This window comes from Bradyrhizobium sp. UBA2491 (assembly GCF_002341725.1).
GTDB lineage: Bacteria > Pseudomonadota > Alphaproteobacteria > Rhizobiales > Xanthobacteraceae > Bradyrhizobium.
In genome coordinates this window covers 928-21,319 of record NZ_DDOP01000046.1, presented here as the reverse complement: position 1 = coordinate 21,319, position 20,392 = coordinate 928, and the positions used below count along the sequence as shown (strand labels likewise).

The following is a 20,392-nucleotide window of genomic DNA, read 5'->3' as shown; positions in this document are numbered from 1 at the left end:
TGCCTTCGTGTGCACGATCACTGGACCCGCAACCGCGGTGGCCTGCCCGACCAGCAGTGGCCCGAGATTGTCGTCGATCCAGGCCAGCGCGCGGCGGTTGGCTTCCTCGGCACCGGCGTGGTTGTTGAAGACGCTGATCGCGGTGACGGTGTCGTCGCCGGCATAGACGACGTAGTAGGCCATGAAGCCTTCGACGTCGCTGATGATCGGGATCGCGCCTTCCTTGATCCGGCGCGCGAGTTCTTCGGCGGTACCGGTCTTTGCCTTGGCCTGACGGATAGCGGCATACATCGGTCTGCTCCTTCCGGCTGGATCGATCGGGCTGCGCTTGACGCGCATGAGCGATGCTACGCCGGCCAGGGCGCGGACGCTATCGGGAACGGGCGCGGATCAGACGAAGCGCTTGCTCGCCAATGGATTTGGCGCGCGGCGATCGACGGTGAGCCGCGGCAGCCGCGCCAGATCGCCGGATGCGGGCGGGCAGGTTGGTCTTGGCGGAGGCGCAGCATCCGGTAGTTGCAGGAACAGCGTGGCCTCGAACAGCACGCCGGGGGCCTGTTTGGCCGTGCCCATGCACACCGCGCGATTGCCGTTGAACGTGCCCGTCAGCTCTGCTTCGACCTCGTCGCATCCGAACACGGTTGTGAACGGGCCGTCGGCATAGCGGCGCGTCGTCAGGGTCGCCGTGAAGCGATCCTGGTCGAGCTGATAGGAGCCGCCATAGCTGAACATGGCGTCGCCGCCGCTGATCCTGCCGTTTGCGAGCTGGACTATTCCGGTGCCTTCGCCGCGCGGCGTCCGGAACCACGCCGCATATTGACCGTCTCTTTGCATGGCCGTCATACGACCCGAAAACCCTGCGTTGTCTTCTCACTACGTTGCAAGCGTTGGGACTGCCACTGTGCGTTGTCGCGACGGTTAACGAACCCGGAAAGCGATCGCGCGACTTGCGCAAGGCAGTATCGGACTGATGCGCGTCGCTCGTGCAAGTGCACGCGACCGGTCACAAAATGCCACGGCCCTCGCCAGGGGAGCTAGCGAGGGCCGTGTTGGTACACCGCGTCGCGCCTAGGTTCGCGACGAGATGTGGGAGCTCGTGAAAGTCTTAGTCGGGCCTGATCCTCATCCGAAATCTTTCGGGATCATGTGGCTAGAAGGGCAAGAGCACGTCGAGAACCTGCTGGCCGTAGCGCGGCTGTTGCACGTCGGTGATCTGGCCGCGTCCGCCATAGGCGATGCGGGCCTGCGCGATCTTCGAGGAGTCGATGGTGTTGTCGCTCTGGATATCTTCGGGGCGCACGATGCCGGCCACGATCAGTTCGCGGATTTCATAGTTGACGCGGATCTCCTGCTTGCCCTCGACCACGAGGTTGCCGTTCGGCAGCACCTGGGTGACGACGGCGGCGACGTTGGTCTGCAACGCTTCCTGGCGGTTCACCGAGCCCTTGCCGTCGCTCGACGCCGAGGAATCGGCGGTGAGCAGGCGGCCGGGCAGGATCTTGTTGGCCTGCGAGATGGTCTGCGAGCCGAGGAAGTTGGTCACGCCGGAATCTTCCGAATTGGTCCGGCTGCGCTGGGTTTCGTTGGCGATCGCGGCCTTGTCGGTGAAGTTCACCGTGATGGTCAGGATGTCGCCGACGCGCGCGGCGCGCTGGTCCTTGAAGAAGGCACGGGAGCCGCTGCGCCACAGCGAGTTCGGGCTGTAGGAGGCGACCTCGGGCTTCGGCATCGGCATCTGCACCGGCTTGTAGCCGGGCTGCGTGGTCGGGTTGTCGATCGAGGACAGCTTCGGCTGTTCGCCGATCTGGGAGAGCCGGTCGATCGAGGAGCAACCGCTGGCGATCGTTCCGAGTGCGACCAGCGCACTGGTCAAAGCGAGGCGGTTGGTACGGTACTGGGACATGAACCTTACTCGGCGTTTGGTGCGACTGAACTCAGCTTGACGGGAGCGGAATTTGACGGGGCGTCGTCGGCGACCGGCGCGGCGCGCGGGGTGGCGACAGAGATCGTCACCTGGCCACGGCCGCTGACGACGCCGGAGATGGTGCGTTTGGTTTGCAGATTCATCACCGAGACGACGTCGCCTTCGGCGCCGCCATCCATCGCCTTGCCGCGGATCGTGAGGTAGAGGCCGCCGTTCTGGTAGATCAGCGTGACGTTCTGGTCACGGGTGACGAGATCGGGCTTGGCGAGGTCGGGAACGCGCAGCGCGCGGCCGGCACCGATCTGGCGGCGGGCCTGCATGCCGACGGCGCTGTCGCGGATCGCAGCGTCGTTGCCGACTTCGGCTTTCGGGCGGCGTTCGACGATCACGTCGGACGCCTTCAGCACGTCGCCGCGCTCGACGCTGCGGGTCAGGATCGCGGCCTCGACGGTCTCGATCGCTGTGCCGGTGAAGCGCAGCTTGAGCGGCGCGCTGCCGGCGTCGTTGCCGATCTCGAAGCTGACGTCGAAGCGCGTGCTGCGCGGGTCGTAGCGCACGGCGACCGGCTGCAAGGTGCCGGTGTTGGTGGCTTCGAGGCGGAGGTCGCCTGGATCGCGGTCGAAGGTCAGGGCGATGTCGGCGGCATTGCCGAGGCCGTGGCGGCGCTCCAGCACCCGTGCCACCTGCTGCTCGATCTCCTTGGCGTCGACCGTGCGCGCCAGCCGCGTGACGGTGATTTCCTTGAGATCGCGGGTGTCGACGCCGATGATCTGGCGGGCGCGCAGGATGTTCAGGACCTGGGCGACCGGCAGCGTGCCGGTGGTGCCGAGATCCGGCGCGCGGTAGATCGCGATCGAGGCGGCGCTGCCGGCATTCTCGACGAGGTCGCCGACCCGCACGATGTCGTCGGCGACGGTGACGCTGGCGCGCAATGTCGGCTGCGCGATGACGCTCTCGCTTTGACCCTGCACTTGTGCGAGCGAGGGCGTCGCGGAGACTGCTAACAATATGGCGACGAAGAGCGAGCGGGTGATCATCGACATCATCCTCAGCGGAACAGGTTGGAGGTCGATTGCATCATCTGGTCGGCCGCCGAGATGACCTTCGAGTTCATCTCATAGGCGCGCTGGGCTGCGATCAGGTTGGAGATTTCAGACACCACTTCGACGTTGGCCTGCTCGAGGTTGCCCTGCTGCATGTCGCCGTAGCCGTCGGTCGAGGCGATGCCGTCCTGCGGCTGCCCCGACGCCGGCGTTTCCTGGAACAAGTTGTCGCCGATCGGGTTCAGACCGGCCTTGTTGACGAAGCGCGTCAAGCCGATCTGGCCGATCGTGGTCGATGCGGTCTGGCCGGGCAGCGTCACCGAGACCTGGCCCTGCGTGTTGATGGTGAGGCCGGAGGCGTTCTGCGGGATCGTGATCGTCGGCTGCACCGGGTTGCCCTGGGCGTTGACGACGCGGCCCTGGTTGTCCATCTGGAACGAGCCGTCGCGGGTATAGGTGAAAGTGCCGTCCGGCATCAGGATCTTGAAGAAGCCTTCGCCGCGGACCGCGATGTCGAGGTCGTTGCCGGTCGGCGACAGCGTGCCCTGGGTCATCATCCGTGGCGTGCCGACGGTCTTGACGCCACCGCCGAGATCGATACCCATCGGCAGGATGGTGTTCTGTTGCGACGCCTGCGCACCGACGCGGCGCACATGGTCGTAGATCAGGTCCTGGAACGCGGCGCGTTGCTTCTTGTAGCCCGTGGTTTGCAGGTTCGCGATGTTGTTGGAGATCACCTGAACGCTGAGTTCCTGGGCGGCCATCCCGGTCGCAGCGGTGTAGAGTGCGCGCATGGGTCAGCCTCCGATCAGGTCGGCACGTCGGCGAGCTTCTCGATCGCCGATTTGTGCAGGTCGCTCTGCTGTTGCAGCAGGGTCGCGATTTGGGTGTAGGTCCGCGTGATCTCGAGCATGCGGCTCATCTCGACGACGGAGTTGACGTTGGACTTCTCGACGAAGCCCTGGCGCAGCATCGATTTGGTATCGTTGACCGGCGCCGCGCCTTCGCCCGGCGCGTAGAGGTTGGCGCCTTCCTTGAGCAGGCGCTGCGCCTCCGGGAACGAGACCAGGCGCAGCCTGCCGCGTACCGAATCGATGGTGGAGGTGCCCTCGAGCACGGTGATGTTGCCATCGGCTGCGATGGCGACGTCGTGGTCGGTTTGCTGGAAGGTGATCGGACCCGAGTTGCCGAGCACCTGGAAGCCGTCGGAGGTGACGAGCTGGCCCTGATTGTTGATCTGCAGATTGCCGTCGCGGGTGTAGCGTTCGCCGGCGGGCGTCTGCACCACGAGGAAGCCGCTGCCGTCGATCGCGACGTCGAGCGGGTTCTTGGTCTGCTCGGTCGGTCCCTGCGAATAGTCGCGATAGGTCGCGCGGTCCTGCACAAAGGACACCCGGCGGTCATTGCCCGCGAAATTGTCCTCATGCGCGTTCGAGGAGAGGTACTCCTGGAACAGCGACCGGTCGGCCTTGTAGCCGTTGGTGTTCGCGTTGGCGATGTTGTTGGCAACGACGTCGAGCTGCCGTTCCAGCACCATCTGCTTCGATAGTCCGACCAGAAGCGTATTCTGCATCGGTGGTTCTCCCCTGTGAGGTGATCCGAAGCAGAGGTTCTCCCAAACCCTTACGCCGGACCGTCGGTAACCATTGGGTTCTCCCAAACCCGCCAGTCACGCCGTCCTCTCAGCGAAAGCCGTGCCAACTTGAAATACTGAGATGTTTCAATTGATTAGGTGTTTTTCCGGGCGCCCCAACGGGCGGCAGAAAGGTCTTGTTGACCATGTTTGCCCGGCAGTTTTTTCCTAGTGGATGGTAAATCCTAATCTTCCGTTAACCATTCGGGCCCTAGCGTTGCCGCAGTGGGGCGCGTGTGCGCCGGCGGCATTTGTATTGCGTCTTCAGGCCAAGGCTGGGGCAAATCGCGTTCGCATCCTTCAGAGTGAAGCGAGCGGACGATGGCGGACGAGGAAAAGACGGATGGCGGCGAAGGCGCGGCCGCTCCGAAGAAGGGCAAGCTCAAGCTGATCATTGCCGTCGTCGGCTTCCTCGTCGTGCTCGGCGCGGGCGCAGGCGGCTGGTTCTTCTTCATGCGCGGTCATGGCGACGAGCAGCATGCCGAGGCGGCGCCGCCGCCGAAGCCGCCAAGCTTCGTCGACGTGCCGGACATGCTGGTCAATCTGGTCGGCGCCCCCGGCGAGCGGGTGCAATATCTCAAGCTGAAGCTCGTGCTCGAGGTGAAGGAAGAGAAGCAGGCCGAGGCGATCAAGCCGGCGCTGCCGCGGGTCACCGACCTGTTCCAGACCTACATGCGCGAACTGCGTCCGAGCGATCTCAATGGCTCGGCCGGCCTGTTCCGCCTCAAGGAAGAGCTGACCAAGCGCGTCAACCTCGCGCTGGCGCCCAATTCGGTGAACGCGGTGCTGTTCAAGGAAGTCGTGATCCAGTGACGGGATGGATGTAAAGCCATGGCCGGCAACGACCAGATGGACCAGGACGCCATCGCCGCCCAATGGGAAGCCTCGCTCGATTCCGAGGATCCCGCGGCGGCCGCGGCGGAAGCTGCCAAGAACGAGCTCACCGAGAACATGGCGCTGCAATGGGCCGCCATGGTCGAGGACGGCAGCCGCGACTTCGGCGGCAAGAGCACCAATGGCGAGCGCGTGCTGTCGCAGGAGGAGATCGACAATCTGCTCGGCTTCACGGTCGGCGACGTCAGCCTCGACGACCATTCCGGCATCCGTGCCATCATCGATTCCGCGATGGTGTCCTACGAGCGTCTGCCGATGCTCGAAATCGTGTTCGACCGCCTGGTGCGGTTGATGACGACATCGTTGCGCAATTTCACCTCCGACAACGTCGAAGTCTCGCTCGACCGCATCACCTCGGTGCGGTTCGGCGACTACATGAATTCGATCCCGCTGCCGGCGGTGCTTTCGGTGTTCAAGGCGGAGGAGTGGGAGAATTTCGGGCTCGCCACCGTCGACTCCAGCCTGATCTATTCGATGATCGACGTGCTGCTCGGCGGCCGCCGCGGCCAGACCCAGCTGCGCATCGAGGGCCGGCCCTACACCACGATCGAGACCAATCTGGTCAAGCGGCTGGTCGAGGTGGTGCTGTCCGACGCCGAGCAGGCGTTCCGGCCGCTGTCGCCGGTGACCTTCACGATCGACCGGCTCGAGACCAATCCGCGCTTTGCCGCAATCAGTCGCCCGGCCAATGCCGCGATCCTGGTCCGCCTGCGCATCGACATGGAAGACCGCGGCGGCAATGTCGAATTGCTGCTGCCTTATGCCACCATCGAACCGATCCGCAACGTGCTGTTGCAGATGTTCATGGGCGAAAAATTCGGCCGCGACCCGATCTGGGAAGGCCATTTCGCGACCGAAGTGGCACAGGCCGAGATCGCGGTGGACGCGGTGCTCTATGAAGCCGATATCCCGCTGAAGGAGCTGATGAAGCTCAAGGTCGGCGACACGCTGCCGCTGGATATCCGTTCCGACGCGCTGGTCTCGGTCCGTTGCGGCAACGTCACCTTGACGGAAGGCCGCATGGGCCGCGTCGGCGACCGCGTCGCGATCCGCGTCACCAAGAATTTGCGCAAACCCCAAACCACCTTCGCGATGTTCGAGAAGGCGGATGAGCGGACCAAGATGATGGAGGCCCCATGAGTCATCTACTAGGACTGGCAATCGAGAGCCTGGTGGCCGTGCTGCTGATGCTGACGATCGGCTATTGCTGGCTGCTCAACAAGCGCCTGCAGCGGCTGAAGGCGGACGAGCATTCGCTGAAGGCTGTCATTGCCGAATTGATCACGGCCACGGAGATCGCCGAGCGGGCGATCGGCGGGTTGAAGCACGCCGTGCGCGACGTCAACGAGAACCTCGGCAACCAGCTCGATGCGGCGACGCAGATGTCGGGACTGCTGAAGACCCAGCTCGCCGAAGGCGATCACGTGGTGCGTCGACTCTCCAAGATCGCGCTCGCGGCACGGCCGTCCGAGCCCGCGCCTGCACCGGTACGCGCGTCCGCGCCCGCCGCACCGGCGGCGCCGGCGCCCAGGGTCTCCGCCGCTCACGCGGTCGCCGCGGCGGCTGAAGCCTTCACCGAGCGCCGGAGGGCCGCCGGCCTCGCTGCATGAAGTGGCTTCGTGACATCAGAGTGATGCCCGTGGTGCTGGTCGCGATCTTCGGCCTGATGGTGCTGAAGGTCGCGGGCCTCGTGCTCGATGGCGGCTACGTGTTTGCCGACGACACGCCGCCGGCCGGTCCGTCCTGGGCGCAGCAGAACTTCAACTTCCCCGGCGCCAGCAAGCCGGTGGCCGAGACCCGGACCAAGGCCGATCCCGGCGACATCACGGGCTCGGTGCACGGCAAGGAAGAAAAGAAGGAAGAGGCGCCGAAGCCGGCAACGCCGGCCGCCGAAACCGCCAAGCCCGACGGCGTCGTGGTCAATCTCGATGCGCCCGCGCCGGTGTCGGCGTCCGAGCGCGCGATCCTGGAACGGTTGCAGTCGCGCCGCCAGGAGTTGGAGACGCGGGCACGCGAGGTCGAGATCCGCGAAAGCCTGTTGAAGGCGGCCGAGAAGCGCATCGAGGCCAAGGTCGAGGAGGCCAAGGCCAATGACGCCAAGGCGAATGCCGATGCGGCGGCAAAGGTCGAAGCCGAGGCCGCCCGCTTCAAGGGCATCGTCACGATGTATGAGAACATGAAGCCGAAGGACGCCGCCAAGGTGTTCGACCGGCTCGAGATGGGCGTGCTCTACCAGATCGCCTCGCAGATCCAGCCGCGCAAGATGTCGGACATTCTCGGCCTGATGCAGCCGGAGGCCGCGGAGCGGCTCACCGTCGAACTCGCCCGCCGCGCCGGCGGCGACAAGTCGGCGGCGACCGACGAGCTTCCCAAGATCGAAGGCAAGATCCTCGCGCCGAAATCGAATTGAGGGGCTCCGATCAAGAAGCCCGTCAATTGGCGCGAGAAGTTGCTAGGCCGCCTCTACCACCGGTTTGATCTTGCTCAACTCGTTCGCAAGCGATGCCTCGGCCACGCGGACGTCATAGGCGTTCTGCAGATTTAGCCAGAGCTGGGCAGACGTGTTCAGCGCCCTCGACAAGCGCAGGGCGGTATCCGCCGAGATAGCAGTTTCCTCATTTGCGATGCGTTCGATCCTGGTGCGCGGAACACCGCAGACCTTGGCCAACGCACCGGCCGACAGCGACAACGGGATCAGGAATTCTTCCCGAAGTACTTCGCCGGGATGCATGGGGGGCAGCTTCTTTGCCATGTGCGACTCTCTCTGGTCTGGGCGATCCTGCGCGGACCTCGTAGCTAGGAGTGGTAGTCCGTGAATTCCACGTCCACCGCACCTTCTTCGGTCCAGATGAAACAGATGCGGAACTGATCGTTCACCCGGATTGAATGTTGGTCCCGGCGATCTCCCTTTAGAGCTTCCAGCCGATTGCCAGGAGGAGACCGAAGGTCCTGCAACGTCGTGGCGGCGTGAAGATACTGGAGTTTGCGGCGCGCGACTTTAAGCAAGTCGGCCGGAAATCCCTTTCGGGCCTCGCCGTCAAAGGCCGCTCTGGTCACAGCGTCTTTGAAGCTCTTAATCACGGCAAAACGGTATCATGGCATGATACAAAAGGCAATAGCGCTGTATCGTAATATGATACATGCTCGCCCGCATTAATTTACCGCGGCTAGTCTAGCCATGCCCCGATCCGAAACAATCCGTTGACGTTAACAGGTCCTTAACGCCGCCCGATCCAAGATCGGGACGCGTGGGCGAGGGCGCTTCGCGCTGGCTTGGCTGAGAATCTCAAGAAGACGTTTCGAGATGGCGCGAACGGCTGCCGCTGGAACATGGTCGCGAGGCCGCGCCTGGGCGCGGACTGCGCGTTTGTGCCTGCTTGCCGCCGGCCTTGCACTCGCGGGCCTGGCCTGTCCGACCGCAGCGCGTGCCGAAGATCCGCCGCCGGTGCCAGGTGAGGCGACATTCTCCGCCGCGAGCGGCTTCGCGCGGCTGGTGCTGAAGCTGAAGGAGGATGTCGAGTCCGAGGTGACGACCGCGGGCTCGATCATCGTGATCCGCTTCAAGCGGCCGGTCGATATCCCCGTCGAGAAACTGTCGGACGCGGTGCCCGATTACGTCGGCGCCGCGCGCCGCGATCCGGACGGCTCGGCGATCCGCCTGTCGCTGGCGCGCCGCGTCACCGTCAACACCATGACCGCCGGCGAGCGCATCTTCGTCGACTTCCTGCCCGACAGCTGGACCGGCCCGCCGCCGTCGCTGCCGCAGGAGGTGATCCGCGAACTCGCCGAGCGCGCCCGCGCCGCCGAGCGCCTGCTGCGCATGCAGCGCGCCGCCGATGCGGCAAAGAAGAAGCCGCCGGTGCGGGTTCGCGCGCTGGTGCAGCCCACTTTCGTGCGCTTCGTGTTCGAGGTTCCCGACGGGGTCAGCGTGTCCTCGGTGCTGAACGAGCAGAAGCTGACATTGTCGTTCAACTCGGTCCTGACCTTCGACCTTGCCGACGCCAAGGTCGCCGCGCCTCCGAACGTCGCATCGATCAGCGCGCGTGCCGACACCGATACGTCGGCGGTCGATCTCACCTTGATCGGCGATGTCGATTTGCATTCGTTCCGCGACGAGAAGAACTATATCGTCGACGTCGCCTTCCAGCCGACCGAGCAGCAGGCGGCGAAGCCCTCGCTGAGTTCGTTGTTGCCCACGCCGCGCGGCAAACCCAAGGGTGCGGCGGCGATCGCGCCGGTGACGTCGGAAAGCATCGCGCAGCAGGCCAAGATCGAGATCAAGCCCGAACAGTCTAAATCCGAACAATCCAAGCCTGAGCAGCCAAAGGCGGAGCCAGCGAAGGCCGAGCCGCCGCAAGTGCAATCCGAAGCGGGCAAGACCGGGCAGGGGAGCGGTGAGCAACCGGCGCCCGCAAAAGCGGAACAGCCCAGGTCGGAGGGGCCCAATCCGGAGCTGCCGAAGATCGCGGCTGCGCCACACGACGGCAGCGCCGGCACGGCGATGGAGCAGCCGGCCCCCGTGAACGATCCGCCGAAGCCGGCACCGACCGTCGCGGCCGCGCCGGCGACGGACGCGCCGAAGCCCGCTGTGACCTCATCGCCGCCAGCCGAAGCCCGCGCCAGCGGTAAGCCCACGGTCGAAGCCCAGCGCGACAGCGACGGGCTGCGCGTGACGTTCTCATTCCCTGGGGCGACGCCGGCGGCGCTGTTCCGCCGCGCCGACACGGTGTGGATGGTGTTCGACACGCTTGATGCGATCGATGTCGATCCGATCCGCGCCAAGGGCGGCGCGCTGATCTCCGATGTCAGCCCGATCGCGCTGGAGAAGGGGCAAGCGGTGCGCTTTCGCCTCAACCGGCCGCAGATGCCGTCGCTGGAGAGCGATGATCGTTCGCGCGGCGTGAGTTGGACGCTGACTTTCGCGGACCGGGGGCAGAAGCCGCCGCTGCCGCTTGCCGTGGTGCGCAACATCTCGGAACCATCGCTCGCCAATGTCAGTGTGCCGCTCGCCAATCCCGGCCAGCTCCATAAACTGGTCGATCCCGACGCCGGCGATACGCTCTGGGTCGTGACCGCACCGCCGCCGACCCGCGGCATCATCAAGCGGCAGGATTTCGTCGAGCTCTCGCTGCTGGAATCGATCCATGGCCTCGTGGTTCGTCCGAACGCCGACGACGTCAAGGCGGAGGTCGGCGCCGACAAGGTGACGCTCGGCCGGCCCGGCGGCCTGACGCTGTCATCGGCCGACGTTTCTGCCGAGCGGGCGACCACGGCGGTGAAGCCGTTGTTCGATCCGGATGAGTGGCGCAAGAACCAGTCGGAGAATTTCCTCAAGCAGCTCGACACCTTGATTGCGGCGGCGTCGACGGCCGATGCCGAGCAGCTGCCGCAGGCGCGGCTCGATCTCGCCGATTTCTACATGGCGCGCGGCATGTATCAGGAAGCCCATGGTGTGGCCAACCTGATCCTGTCCGAGAGCAAGCGCGGCGGCGAGACGCCGTCGGTGGTGATGGTGCACGCAGTCGCCAGCATCCTGATCGGACGCCCGGCACGCGGCCTCAAGGATCTCGCCAATCCCGTGATCGGCAACGGCTACGATATCCAATTGTGGAAGGGGCTCGCCTTCGCCCGCGAGGGCAAATGGGCCGAGGCGCGCGAAAAATTCAAGAACGCCGAATTCGCGGTCGCGACCCTGCCGCCTGACCTGCAACGTGTCGTCACGATGGATTCGATGAAGGCCTCGCTCGAGGTGAAGGATTATTCCGGCGCCGCGCGGCGCAAGAGCGACCTCGACGTGGTCGGCGTTCCCGACGGGCTGAAGCCCGCGGTCGCGGTGCTGCGCGGACGGCTCGCCGAAGCGCTGGGCCAGGAGAAGGATGCGCTCGACGCCTACCGCTTCGCCGCCGGCTCGGGTGACCGCCAGGCTGCCGCCGAGGGCAAGCTGCTCGAGACGCTGCTCCGGCAGAAGCGCGGCGAGATCGGCCGTGACGATGTGCTGAAAGAGCTCGAGCTGTTGTCGATGCTGTGGCGCGGCGACAACATCGAGCTGAAGACGCTGTACGAGCTGTCGAAGATCTATGCCGAGACCGCGCGCTATGCCGATGCCTTCGCGGTGACGCGTGCGGCGACCCGGCTCCAGCCGAACGCGCCGGAATCGCGTCAGGCGCAGGACGCGGCTTCCGCGCTGTTCGTGCAGCTCTATCTCGGGCCCAAAGGCGACGAGATGGCGCCGATCGATGCGCTCGGCACCTTCTACGAATATCGCGAGCTGACGCCGATCGGTCGCCGCGGCGACGAGATGATCCGCCGGCTCGCCGACCGCCTCGTCGGTGTCGATCTGCTGGATCAGGCCGCCGATCTCCTGCAATACCAGGTCGACAAGCGTCTCGAAGGCGCGGCACGCGCCCAGGTCGCGGCACGTCTTGCGATGGTCTATCTGATGAACCGCAAGCCCGAGCGCGCCATCGGCGCGCTGCGCTCGACCCGAATCGCCGATCTCTCCGGCGAACTGCGCCAGCAACGGCTGCTGCTCGAGGCGCGGGCGCAGAGCGACGTCGGCCGGCACGACCTCGCGCTCGACATCATCTCGAACATCACTGGCCGCGAGGCGATCCGGCTGCGCTCCGACATCTACTGGGCGTCGCGGCACTGGCGCGAGGCGTCCGAGCAGATCGAGCTCTATTACGGCGACCGCTGGCGCGACTTCACCCCGCTCAATCCCAGCGAGAAGGCCGATATCATCCGCGCCGTGGTCGGCTACGCGCTCGCAGAGGATGCCATCGGGCTGTCCCGGTTCCGCGAGAAATACGCGCCGCTGATGTCGGGTGATGCCGACAAGCTGGCGTTCGACGCGGCCAGCAAGCCGGTCGCGACCTCCAGCGCCGAGTTCGCCCAGATCGCGCGGATGGCCGCCAGCGTCGACACGCTGGACGGCTTCATCCGCGAGATGAAGTCCCGCTTCCCAGACGCTACTGCCCGGGCGCCGCTGCCCGATCCGGTCTCGACCGGATCGGTGCCTGACAAGCCGAAAGCCGCGCCGGTGAGCACGCTGCCGGCGATCAAGGGCGAGCGGCGCGCCAGCGCCGCTCAGTAGCCGCGCCAGCCTTACGGTCCGGGCGTCACCCACGCGGTGGAAATGATCCCCTTGTCGTCAAGCGCGATGCGCCAATGCGCGGCGCCGTTCGTGTGCCTGACGCTATAGACGTCCTCGCCTTGCTCGCCGACGCCGAGAAAGCGGATCGACTGGATGTTGCCGAGGTCCGCGAGCGGCTGAAGCCACTGCATCTGCTTGCGGGTGGCCGCCGCCAGCGCCGGGCTCATCTCGTTGTAGTCGGGATTCCCCGATGCGATTCCATCGATCAGGCGATGAAGTGCAGCTTCGGTTCCGGGACTGGCCGACTGGTTCTTGACGCGCTCCGCGGTCTGATCGGCGATCTTCGTTGCCGTCGCGGCGTCGATGCGCGCCATCGGAATGTCGCTGCCGTTCTGATGCAGAATAAGCGAAGTGGCGCGTCGGTCCGGCCCGACCACGAAGCTGACCTGCGCATCGACAATCTTGGCGAAGAATTCGGTTGTGCTCTCCGCAAAGAACCGCACCGAGCGCTGTCCGGTGAGTTGCATCATCAGATGATGTCCGTCGGGCGTCACCGTAAACACGGTGCGGTCGCTGAGCCGGTAGAATCCGGAATAATGATCGAGCACGGCTGGATCGACAGCGACCTCGTGCCGCGCCGTGATCGGCGGTGATTCCGCAGCGGGCTCTGCGGTCTGGGCCAGCGTGCTTGGCGGACCGGCGACTTGGATCCGCGCCGCCAGCGTGTTCCAGTCGCGTTGACCGAACAGTTTGGCGATCAGCTCCAGGCTGTCGCTGTGGGTGAGGGGGATCGATTTGGCGCCGAGCGCTTCGCGCAGCGTTTGCGCCATGGCCTTGGCATCACGGAAGTCGCGCATGGAATGGTCCTTTGCATCGACGAACGGAAAGCGTCAGGAGCTTGCGTTGCTGACCCGTTCGTGTGGGCAAAGGAAGCCTGAAATCGGCTTGATACATTCACCGTCCCCGGGCGGGGTGCAAGCGGCGGGTGGTATCGACCCGGACCGGATGTTCGCCGGGGTGGTGCGAATTGTCAATTGCAAGAGCGCGTGATCGCGTTCGTCCTCTCGACATTGCCTTGCCAAATCGGCCACCATGGCGCTCGTCGCAAGCCGGGAGGACGTTGTCACATGAGCAAGCCGATCAAGACCGAAGCCGAACTCATCGCGATGGCGCGGGCCGAGCTGAAGGTCCATGCCGATTGTCCCGATGGCATCGACATCTCCGTGCTGCGTGACGGCGAGAGCTGGGAATTCCGCGCCAGCGCCGGCGAGGCGACGGTGGCAAAGCCTGGCTATCCCGAATGCGTCGCCATGCTGGTGCAGATCGGCGACCACCTCAGCAAGCAGTATGATGTGAAAGGCTAGCGGCTGCCGCGAGACGGGGGAATCGATGGACCGCATCGACGCCATGAAGGTCTTCGTCGCGGCGGTCGACGAGGGCAGCCTTGCGGGCGCGGGGCGGAAACTGCGGCGATCGCCGGCGGCGGTGAGCCGGGCGATCGCGTTTCTCGAGCACCATGTCGGCGCCGAGCTGCTCCATCGCACCACGCGGTCGCTAAAGCTGAGCGACGCCGGCGAGCGCTATGCATCGGCGTGCCGCCGCATCCTGAGCGAGCTGGATGAGGCCGACATCTCGGCCGCCGGCGAGCGCGCCGCGCCGCGCGGCACGCTGACCATCACCGCGCCCATCGTCGTGGGTGAGGACGTGCTGCGGCCGGTGCTCGACGCATTCATGACGGAATATCCAGCCGTGACGGTCCGGCTGGTGATGCTCGATCGCACGGTCAACCTGATCGACGAGGGCATCGACGTCGCGCTGCGCATCGCCCATCTCGCCGATTCCAGTTTCGTCGCGATCAAGCTCGGCGAGGTGCGCCGGGTGGTCGCGGCGTCGCCGGGCTACCTCGCGCAGCATCCGGTGATCCGCGAGCCCGCCGATCTGGCGAAGCAGCAGATCATCGCGATGACGCATTTCGGGCTCGACTCCTGGAGTTTCCCGCCGGCCGCGAAATCGAAGGTGGCACGCGCGGTGCAATTCGCGCCGCGGCTGGTCGTCAACACGGTGCGGGCGGCGGTCGCCTCCGCCAGCGAAGGCCACGGCGTCACGCGATTGTTCTCGTATCACATCGCCGAGGAAATCCGCGACGGGCGGCTGCAGATATTGCTCGCCGGCGACGAGCATCCGCCGCTGCCGGTGCATCTGCTGGCGCCGCACGGCCGCTTCGACGTACCGAAGGTGCGCGCCTTCGTCGATTTCGCCGGCCCGCGGCTGAAGCGCTATTTCGAGCGGCTGTCGCGCGAGGCGAGCCGGGCCGATGCTAAAGCGCGACGATAGGATCATCGCGCTTATGTTCTTTTTGCGCATGATCTCCGCGCAAACGCTTCGCGCTTGTCGCGCCGGAAAACCGCTTCACACTTTTCCGGATCATGCTCAGTCGTTCGCGGCGCGGAAGAGTGTCTGCCGAATAGCGGGCATTCGCGCGCAAATCGGATGTATCTAGCTTGCTCTCCATCGAGGCGGCGCTGGGCTGCTTCAGCAAGGGATGGAGAGACATCATGGGTGCAGAGCAGAAGGTCGCAATCGTCACCGGCGCCTCGCAAGGCCTCGGCGAGGCCATCGTCAAGGGCTATCGCGACCGCAACTGGCGCGTCGTCGCCAACTCCCGCAGCATCAAGCCGTCGTCGGATCCGGGTGTTCTGGCGGTCGCGGGCGACATCGGCGATCCCGAGGTTGCCGAGCGCGTCGTCAAGCAGGCGCTCGGGCAGTTCGGCCGGGTCGACACGCTGGTCAACAATGCCGGCATCTTCATCGCCAAGCCGTTCGCCGACTACACCGACCAGGATTACGCCGCGATGCTGGCGACCAACCTGAACGGCTTCTTCTACATCACCCGCCGCGTCGCCAGGGAGATGGCGAAGCAGGCATCCGGACACATCGTGCAGATCACGACCAGCCTGGTCGACCACGCCAACAGCAACGTACCCTCGGTGCTGGCCTCGCTGACCAAGGGCGGTCTCGCCGCCGCGACCAAGTCGCTCGCGATCGAATATGCCGCCAAGGGCATCCGCGTGAACGCGGTGGCGCCCGGCGTCATCAAGACCCCGATGCACGCGCCCGCCACGCATGACCACCTCGCCAAGCTGCATCCGGTCGGACGGATGGGCGAGATGGAGGACATCGTCGATGCCGTGCTGTTCCTGGAAGGCGCGGGCTTCGTCACCGGCGAGATCCTGCATGTCGACGGCGGCCAGAGCGCCGGGCACTAGGGGCACGAGCATGATCCGGAAGAGTGGAAACCGGTCTTCCGAAATGATCATGCTCAATTGGCGCGGAGCGTGTGATGCCGATCGTCACCATCGTCCAGATCACGCGTGAGGGGACGACGCCCGGGGCGTCGTCCACCACGGCGGAACAGAAGGCTGCTCTGATCAAGGGCGCCAGCGAGTTGCTGCGCGACGTGCTCGGCAAGCCCCCGGAATCGACCTTCGTGATCATCGAGGAGGTCGATACCGACAATTGGGGCTGGGGCGGGCTGCCCGCGCTGGAATATCGCAGGAAGCTCGCCGCGGCGGGCACCCGCTGACGGCCTTTGCCGCATCAATAGGGCACTTCTCCCGGCCGGGAGAGGTGCGATGTGATCGCTGAGAGCGATTGCTGCGATCGCAACTAATCATTTTTCACGAACGTCCAGAGGGCCTATTGCCATGTCCATGTCAGCCAATGTCGAACATCGCAGGCGCCATCATGCCGAGCCGCATGGCGATGCCGGCAAGCCGTTGTGGGTTGCGGCGGCAGCGGGCCTGTGCGCCTCGCTGGTCGGGCTGGGGCTGGCGCGCTTTGCCTACACGCCGCTGATCCCGGCCTTGATCGCGGCCAAGTGGTTCACGCCGGCGGAAGCGGTCTATCTCGGCGCCGCCAACCTCGCCGGTTATCTCGCCGGCGCGCTGATTGCGCGCGACCTCGGCGCACGCATCGGTTCGGTGTGGGCGCTGCGCAGCATGATGGTGCTGGCCGCCATCACCTGCTTTGCCTGTTCGGTGCCGATCTCCTTCATCTGGTTCTTCGGCTTCCGCTTCCTCGCCGGCATCACGGGCGGCGTGATCATGGTGCTGGCGGCGACCGCGATCCTGCCGCACACCGCGCCGAGCAAACGCGGCCTGGTCGGCGGTGTGATCTTCGCCGGTGTTGGCCTCGGTGTCGCAGCTTCCGGCACGCTGGTGCCGCTGTTGTTGCAGCAGGGCGTCAAGCAAGCCTGGTACGGCCTTGGCGTGCTGTCGGCGGTGCTGACCCTGATCAGCTGGACGGCGTGGCCGGCGGAAGCGCCCGCCGTGCATGCCGCGAAGGAGCAGCCGGTCGCCGCGCATGGCGTGCGCTCGCCGCTGGTGCTCGCATTGTGCCTTGAATACGGCCTCAACGCGCTGGCGCTGGTGCCGCACATGGTGTTCCTGGTCGATTTCGTCGCCCGCGGGCTCGGGCAGGGGATTTCAGCGGGATCGTATTACTGGGTGCTGTATGGCATCGGTGCCGTGGTCGGTCCGCTGCTGTCGGGACATCTCGCCGATCGCGCCGGCTTCGCCGCGGCGCTGCGCGTGGCGTTCCTGATCGAGGCGGTTGCGGTCGCATTGCCTGCCGTGACGACATCGCCCGCCGCGCTGATCGTATCCAGCCTGATCGTCGGCGGCTTCACGCCCGGTATCGTGCCGCTGGTGATCGGCCGCATCCATGAGCTGATCCCGCATTCGGCGGCGAGCCAGCGCTCCGCCTGGGCGCAGGCCACCACCGCCTTCGCGCTGTTCCAGGCGGCGGGCGCCTATGGCCTGTCCTATCTGTTCGCCCGAAGTGGCGGCGATTATGCGCTGCTGTTCGTGATCGGTGCGGCCGCGGTCGCCATCGCGCTGGCGATCGAATTGTTCAGCGTCGTCGTACGGGGGCGCAAGCCCGGTTAGAGCCTTTCCCGTTCCGATGGAATCGGAACGGGGCTCTAGGTTCTTGTCTTGACGCGTTTTCTTCACGCGAACCGGTATCCACTTCGCTCGAAAACGCTCTAGCCACGCAGCGCTTTCGTCAACGCGGCGACGAAGCGGTCGACGTCGGCCTCGTCGTTGAAGACATGCGGCGAGATCCGCATCCGGCCGAGCCGCAGCGCGACATGGATGTTCTCCGCGGCGAGCCGCGCGATCAGTTCCTTCGGGATGCCGCCATCCATGCCGAGGCTCAGGATATGCGGCGCGCGCACGGCCTGCGCCAGCACGTCGAGCCCGAGACCTTGGATGCCGTCGGCGATCCGCGCATTGAGCATCGTGAGCCGCTCGCGGATGGCGGCAGCGCCCCATTCCGCCATCATCTCCATGCCGATCGAGGCCATTTCGAGGGTGATGAAATGATCGCGCTCACCCATGTCGTAGCGGCGGGCGTTGTCGACATAGCCGAGGTCGCCGAAATAGACCGGGTTCTCGGAGTTGACGTTGCGGCGGCCGGCGGAAGTCTGCTCGAGTGGCACGCCGTTCTGGTGACGTTTTGCGACATAGAGGAAGGCACGGCCGTAAGGACCGATCAGCCACTTATAGGTCGGGAAGATCACCGCATCGGGATCGAGCTTCGTCACGTCCATCGCCACGACGCCGGCGCTCTGCGTCGCGTCGATCACGAACATCGCCCCCTGTCGGCGCAGCGCGGCCTGCACCTTGTCGACGTCGATCATGCCGCCGTCCGACCAGTGCACCGACGAGATCGAGGCGAGCCCCACCGGCGCCGCGCCTGACCGTTCGATGGTCGCGAGCACCGCCGTCGTCCAGTCGCCGTCGGCGGGCTGGCGCACGGTGTCGACGTCGAAGCCCTGCGCCTCGGCGCGGGCGTGCCATTCCAGCACCGGCGAGGAGTGATCGTTTTCCAGCACGACGACCCGCGAGCCGCGGGGAATGGTCAGTGCCTTCGCTACCGTGGCGACCCCGTAGCTGATCGCCGGGATCAGCGCGACGTCGTTGGGATCGGCATTGATCAGGCGCGCCGCCGCGATGCGCGCGCGCTCATGCTGGCGCCCGGCGAACCCGCCATCGATGCTCCAGGGCTGGCCCTTGCGTCCGACCGCCATGCGGCCGGCATCGAGCGTCTTCAGCGGCAACGGGCTGTAGGACGCCGAGTTCAGGTAGCAGACCTCGCGTGGGATCTCGAACAGATGGCGCTGGGAGGGAAGCATGGCGTCTCGTGGCTGGAATGCGCGAATGATGGTGTGAGGCGGAGCAGCACCTGCTCAGCCGTCATACTGGTCCGGCCCCATCGCCCATGGCGCCTGGTCGTAGCCGTTGGCGAAGGTGCGGTTGGTCTGGACAGGATTGCGGTTGACGAGCGGCCGCAGATACATCGGGTGGGTGGCGCTGCGCACCTCGTGCTCGACGGTGAACAGATGCCGGCCATCAGCCGGATCGACGATGTCGCAGAACCGGTACTGGTACTGATTGTCCTCGCGCGAGACCAAATTGCGCTCGCGCAGCCGCTTGTAGGGACCCGAGAAGTCCGTGATGTAGATCTGGACGTGATGGCCGTCGTACTCGCCCTGCGCAGAATCGGTCTCGCGGAATTGCAGATACTGATCCTTGCCGACCTTGGCGCGCGCGACGCCGTCCTCCATGCTGGCCGGGATGCCCATGATTTCGGGATAGAACCGGCTGATCGCTTCAGCCGTACCGCGCGGCACGTCGAACTCGACATAGGGCATGCCGAGCGCGATGCGCCCGAACCGCCCGGCGTCGGGCTCATAGCAGCGCAGGTGATTGCCCCAGGGGCAGGTGGCTTCGACGTGGTCGTTGCGCTCGCGATAGCTGAACGCGGTGCCGTCGAGCTTGGGCGCGACCGCGGCGAGCCGCGCGAGCAGGGCCTGTCGCCCGGCGATCACGATCGCCGTGTGGCCGCGCAGCACCTGTTGCCGTCCGCTCGGCAGATGAAACTGGCTGCGGCCGGCATTGACCCACATGTTGCTGTCGGAGACCATCAGATAGGGATCGCGGGTCAGCCCGATGCCCGCGACATAGAACAGCGTGGCGAGGCGCTGGTCGGGCACCTGCACATTGACATGCTCGAGATGGATGGCGTTGCCGAGGTCTTCTGCGGCGCGGTCGAATGGCTGCTGCACGGCACGGCTCCCTGGATGCGGTGCCGCGCATGATAGTGCAACGGCCCGGCCGATCCAGCCGACGGGCCATGAATGTTACGCGGGGCTACCCCCCGTAACTCTGCACCAGGCTGCCGGCGACCAGCGCCCAGCCGTCGACCAGCACGAAGAAGATCAGCTTGAACGGCAGCGACACCACGACCGGCGGCAGCATCATCATGCCCATCGACATCAGGACCGAGGCGACCACCAGGTCGATGATCAGGAACGGCAGGAACAGCAGGAAGCCGATCTCGAAGGCGCGCTTCAGTTCGGAGATCATGAAGGCCGGCACCAGGATGCGCAGCGACATCTCCTCCGGGGTTGCCGGCGGCGGCTCGCCGGAGAGGTCCATGAACAGCTTCAGATCCTTCTCGCGCACGTTCTTCTGCATGAAGCCGCGCAACGGGACCGAGGCGCGCTGCAACGCCTCCTCGACGCCGATCTGGTTGGCGACCAGCGGCTTGATGCCGTCGTCATAGGATTTCTGTAGCACCGGCCCCATTATGAAGGCGGTGAGGAACATCGCCAGCGCGATCATCACGGAGTTCGGCGGCGCGGTCGCGGTGCCGAGCGCGGTGCGCAAGAGAGACAGCACGACCACGATGCGCGTGAACGACGTCATCATGATCAGGATCGACGGCGCGATCGACAGCAC

At 65.6% G+C, this 20,392-nt stretch carries 23 protein-coding genes; 10 read left to right on the top strand and 13 right to left on the bottom strand.

Features of this window, described 5'->3' with window-relative positions; genetic code table 11:
- The 6 genes from B2W55_RS15515 to flgF form a co-directional block, all read right to left on the bottom strand.
- The coding region (locus B2W55_RS15515) for a hypothetical protein (RefSeq protein WP_021077961.1) at positions 1-291 on the bottom strand (291 nt) is incomplete at its 3' end.
- 99 nt (positions 292-390) lie between these two features.
- Entirely contained in the window at positions 391-834 is a 444-nt protein-coding gene (locus tag B2W55_RS15510) for a hypothetical protein (RefSeq protein WP_024580970.1), read from the bottom strand.
- A gap of 316 nt (positions 835-1,150) precedes the next feature.
- Complete coding sequence (flgH, locus tag B2W55_RS15505) at positions 1,151-1,903, bottom strand: flagellar basal body L-ring protein FlgH (protein WP_024580969.1); 753 nt, start codon at positions 1,901-1,903, stop codon at positions 1,151-1,153.
- Positions 1,904-1,908: 5 nt separating this feature from the next.
- Entirely contained in the window at positions 1,909-2,961 is a 1,053-nt protein-coding gene (gene flgA, locus B2W55_RS15500) for a flagellar basal body P-ring formation chaperone FlgA (protein ID WP_024580968.1), read from the bottom strand.
- Positions 2,962-2,972: 11 nt separating this feature from the next.
- A complete protein-coding gene (flgG, locus tag B2W55_RS15495) occupies positions 2,973-3,761 on the bottom strand; it encodes a flagellar basal-body rod protein FlgG (RefSeq protein WP_024580967.1) in 789 nt (262 codons plus the stop codon).
- A gap of 14 nt (positions 3,762-3,775) precedes the next feature.
- Entirely contained in the window at positions 3,776-4,540 is a 765-nt protein-coding gene (flgF, locus tag B2W55_RS15490; RefSeq protein ID WP_024580966.1) for a flagellar basal-body rod protein FlgF, read from the bottom strand.
- A 381-nt stretch (positions 4,541-4,921) separates the two neighbouring features.
- Here flgF and fliL point away from each other — a divergent pair, with 381 nt between their 5' ends.
- From fliL to B2W55_RS15470, 4 genes are read left to right on the top strand one after another with little or no spacing between them, the layout of a single operon-like run.
- Positions 4,922-5,413: a flagellar basal body-associated protein FliL gene (gene fliL, locus B2W55_RS15485; RefSeq protein ID WP_024580965.1), complete on the top strand. Its 492-nt coding sequence runs from the start codon at positions 4,922-4,924 to the stop codon at positions 5,411-5,413.
- 18 nt (positions 5,414-5,431) lie between these two features.
- Positions 5,432-6,634, top strand: a complete 1,203-nt coding sequence (fliM, locus tag B2W55_RS15480) for a flagellar motor switch protein FliM (RefSeq protein WP_024580964.1) — start codon at positions 5,432-5,434, stop codon at positions 6,632-6,634.
- On the top strand, positions 6,631-7,104 hold the full coding sequence (locus B2W55_RS15475; protein WP_024580963.1) for a DUF6468 domain-containing protein: 474 nt from the start codon (positions 6,631-6,633) through the stop codon (positions 7,102-7,104). The genes fliM and B2W55_RS15475 overlap by 4 nt, the downstream gene beginning before the upstream one ends.
- A complete protein-coding gene (locus B2W55_RS15470; RefSeq protein ID WP_024580962.1) occupies positions 7,101-7,904 on the top strand; it encodes a MotE family protein in 804 nt (267 codons plus the stop codon). The genes B2W55_RS15475 and B2W55_RS15470 overlap by 4 nt, the downstream gene beginning before the upstream one ends.
- A gap of 42 nt (positions 7,905-7,946) precedes the next feature.
- Here B2W55_RS15470 and B2W55_RS15465 read toward each other — a convergent pair whose 3' ends face one another.
- Positions 7,947-8,246, bottom strand: coding sequence for a HigA family addiction module antitoxin (locus B2W55_RS15465; protein ID WP_024580961.1), 300 nt, complete (start codon positions 8,244-8,246; stop codon positions 7,947-7,949).
- 44 nt (positions 8,247-8,290) lie between these two features.
- The gene (locus B2W55_RS15460) at positions 8,291-8,575 is read right to left on the bottom strand and encodes a type II toxin-antitoxin system RelE/ParE family toxin (protein ID WP_024580960.1); all 285 of its coding nucleotides are present in this window, start codon (positions 8,573-8,575) and stop codon (positions 8,291-8,293) included.
- Positions 8,576-8,798: 223 nt separating this feature from the next.
- Here B2W55_RS15460 and B2W55_RS15455 point away from each other — a divergent pair, with 223 nt between their 5' ends.
- A complete protein-coding gene (locus B2W55_RS15455; protein WP_024580959.1) occupies positions 8,799-12,587 on the top strand; it encodes a hypothetical protein in 3,789 nt (1,262 codons plus the stop codon).
- 11 nt (positions 12,588-12,598) lie between these two features.
- Here B2W55_RS15455 and B2W55_RS15450 read toward each other — a convergent pair whose 3' ends face one another.
- A complete protein-coding gene (locus tag B2W55_RS15450) occupies positions 12,599-13,444 on the bottom strand; it encodes a glyoxalase superfamily protein (RefSeq protein ID WP_024580958.1) in 846 nt (281 codons plus the stop codon).
- A 270-nt stretch (positions 13,445-13,714) separates the two neighbouring features.
- Between B2W55_RS15450 and B2W55_RS15445 the strand changes: the two genes are divergently transcribed.
- Together B2W55_RS15445 and B2W55_RS15440 are read left to right on the top strand one after the other, a co-directional pair.
- Complete coding sequence (locus B2W55_RS15445) at positions 13,715-13,951, top strand: hypothetical protein (RefSeq protein WP_024580957.1); 237 nt, start codon at positions 13,715-13,717, stop codon at positions 13,949-13,951.
- A 25-nt stretch (positions 13,952-13,976) separates the two neighbouring features.
- On the top strand, positions 13,977-14,921 hold the full coding sequence (locus B2W55_RS15440) for a LysR family transcriptional regulator (RefSeq protein WP_024580956.1): 945 nt from the start codon (positions 13,977-13,979) through the stop codon (positions 14,919-14,921).
- Here B2W55_RS15440 and B2W55_RS15435 read toward each other — a convergent pair.
- A complete protein-coding gene (locus B2W55_RS15435) occupies positions 14,905-15,126 on the bottom strand; it encodes a hypothetical protein (protein ID WP_291532239.1) in 222 nt (73 codons plus the stop codon). The genes B2W55_RS15440 and B2W55_RS15435 overlap by 17 nt on opposite strands.
- Positions 15,127-15,142: 16 nt before the next feature.
- Between B2W55_RS15435 and B2W55_RS15430 the strand changes: the two genes are divergently transcribed.
- The 3 genes from B2W55_RS15430 (at position 15,143) to B2W55_RS15420 (ending at position 17,533) form a co-directional block, all read left to right on the top strand.
- Positions 15,143-15,853: an SDR family NAD(P)-dependent oxidoreductase gene (locus B2W55_RS15430; RefSeq protein WP_024580955.1), complete on the top strand. Its 711-nt coding sequence runs from the start codon at positions 15,143-15,145 to the stop codon at positions 15,851-15,853.
- 74 nt (positions 15,854-15,927) lie between these two features.
- Positions 15,928-16,170 (top strand): tautomerase family protein, encoded by a 243-nt coding sequence (locus B2W55_RS15425; RefSeq protein WP_024580954.1) that lies wholly within the window; start codon positions 15,928-15,930, stop codon positions 16,168-16,170.
- Between the two features lie 121 nt (positions 16,171-16,291).
- On the top strand, positions 16,292-17,533 hold the full coding sequence (locus B2W55_RS15420; RefSeq protein ID WP_244442196.1) for a YbfB/YjiJ family MFS transporter: 1,242 nt from the start codon (positions 16,292-16,294) through the stop codon (positions 17,531-17,533).
- Between the two features lie 98 nt (positions 17,534-17,631).
- Here the strand turns inward: B2W55_RS15420 and B2W55_RS15415 are convergent, their stop codons facing one another.
- The 3 genes from B2W55_RS15415 to fliP form a co-directional block, all read right to left on the bottom strand.
- Positions 17,632-18,783: an aminotransferase class V-fold PLP-dependent enzyme gene (locus B2W55_RS15415; RefSeq protein WP_024580952.1), complete on the bottom strand. Its 1,152-nt coding sequence runs from the start codon at positions 18,781-18,783 to the stop codon at positions 17,632-17,634.
- A 54-nt stretch (positions 18,784-18,837) separates the two neighbouring features.
- Complete coding sequence (locus tag B2W55_RS15410; RefSeq protein ID WP_024580951.1) at positions 18,838-19,716, bottom strand: hypothetical protein; 879 nt, start codon at positions 19,714-19,716, stop codon at positions 18,838-18,840.
- Positions 19,717-19,801: 85 nt separating this feature from the next.
- The coding region (gene fliP, locus B2W55_RS15405; protein ID WP_291532238.1) for a flagellar type III secretion system pore protein FliP at positions 19,802-20,392 on the bottom strand (591 nt) is incomplete at its 5' end.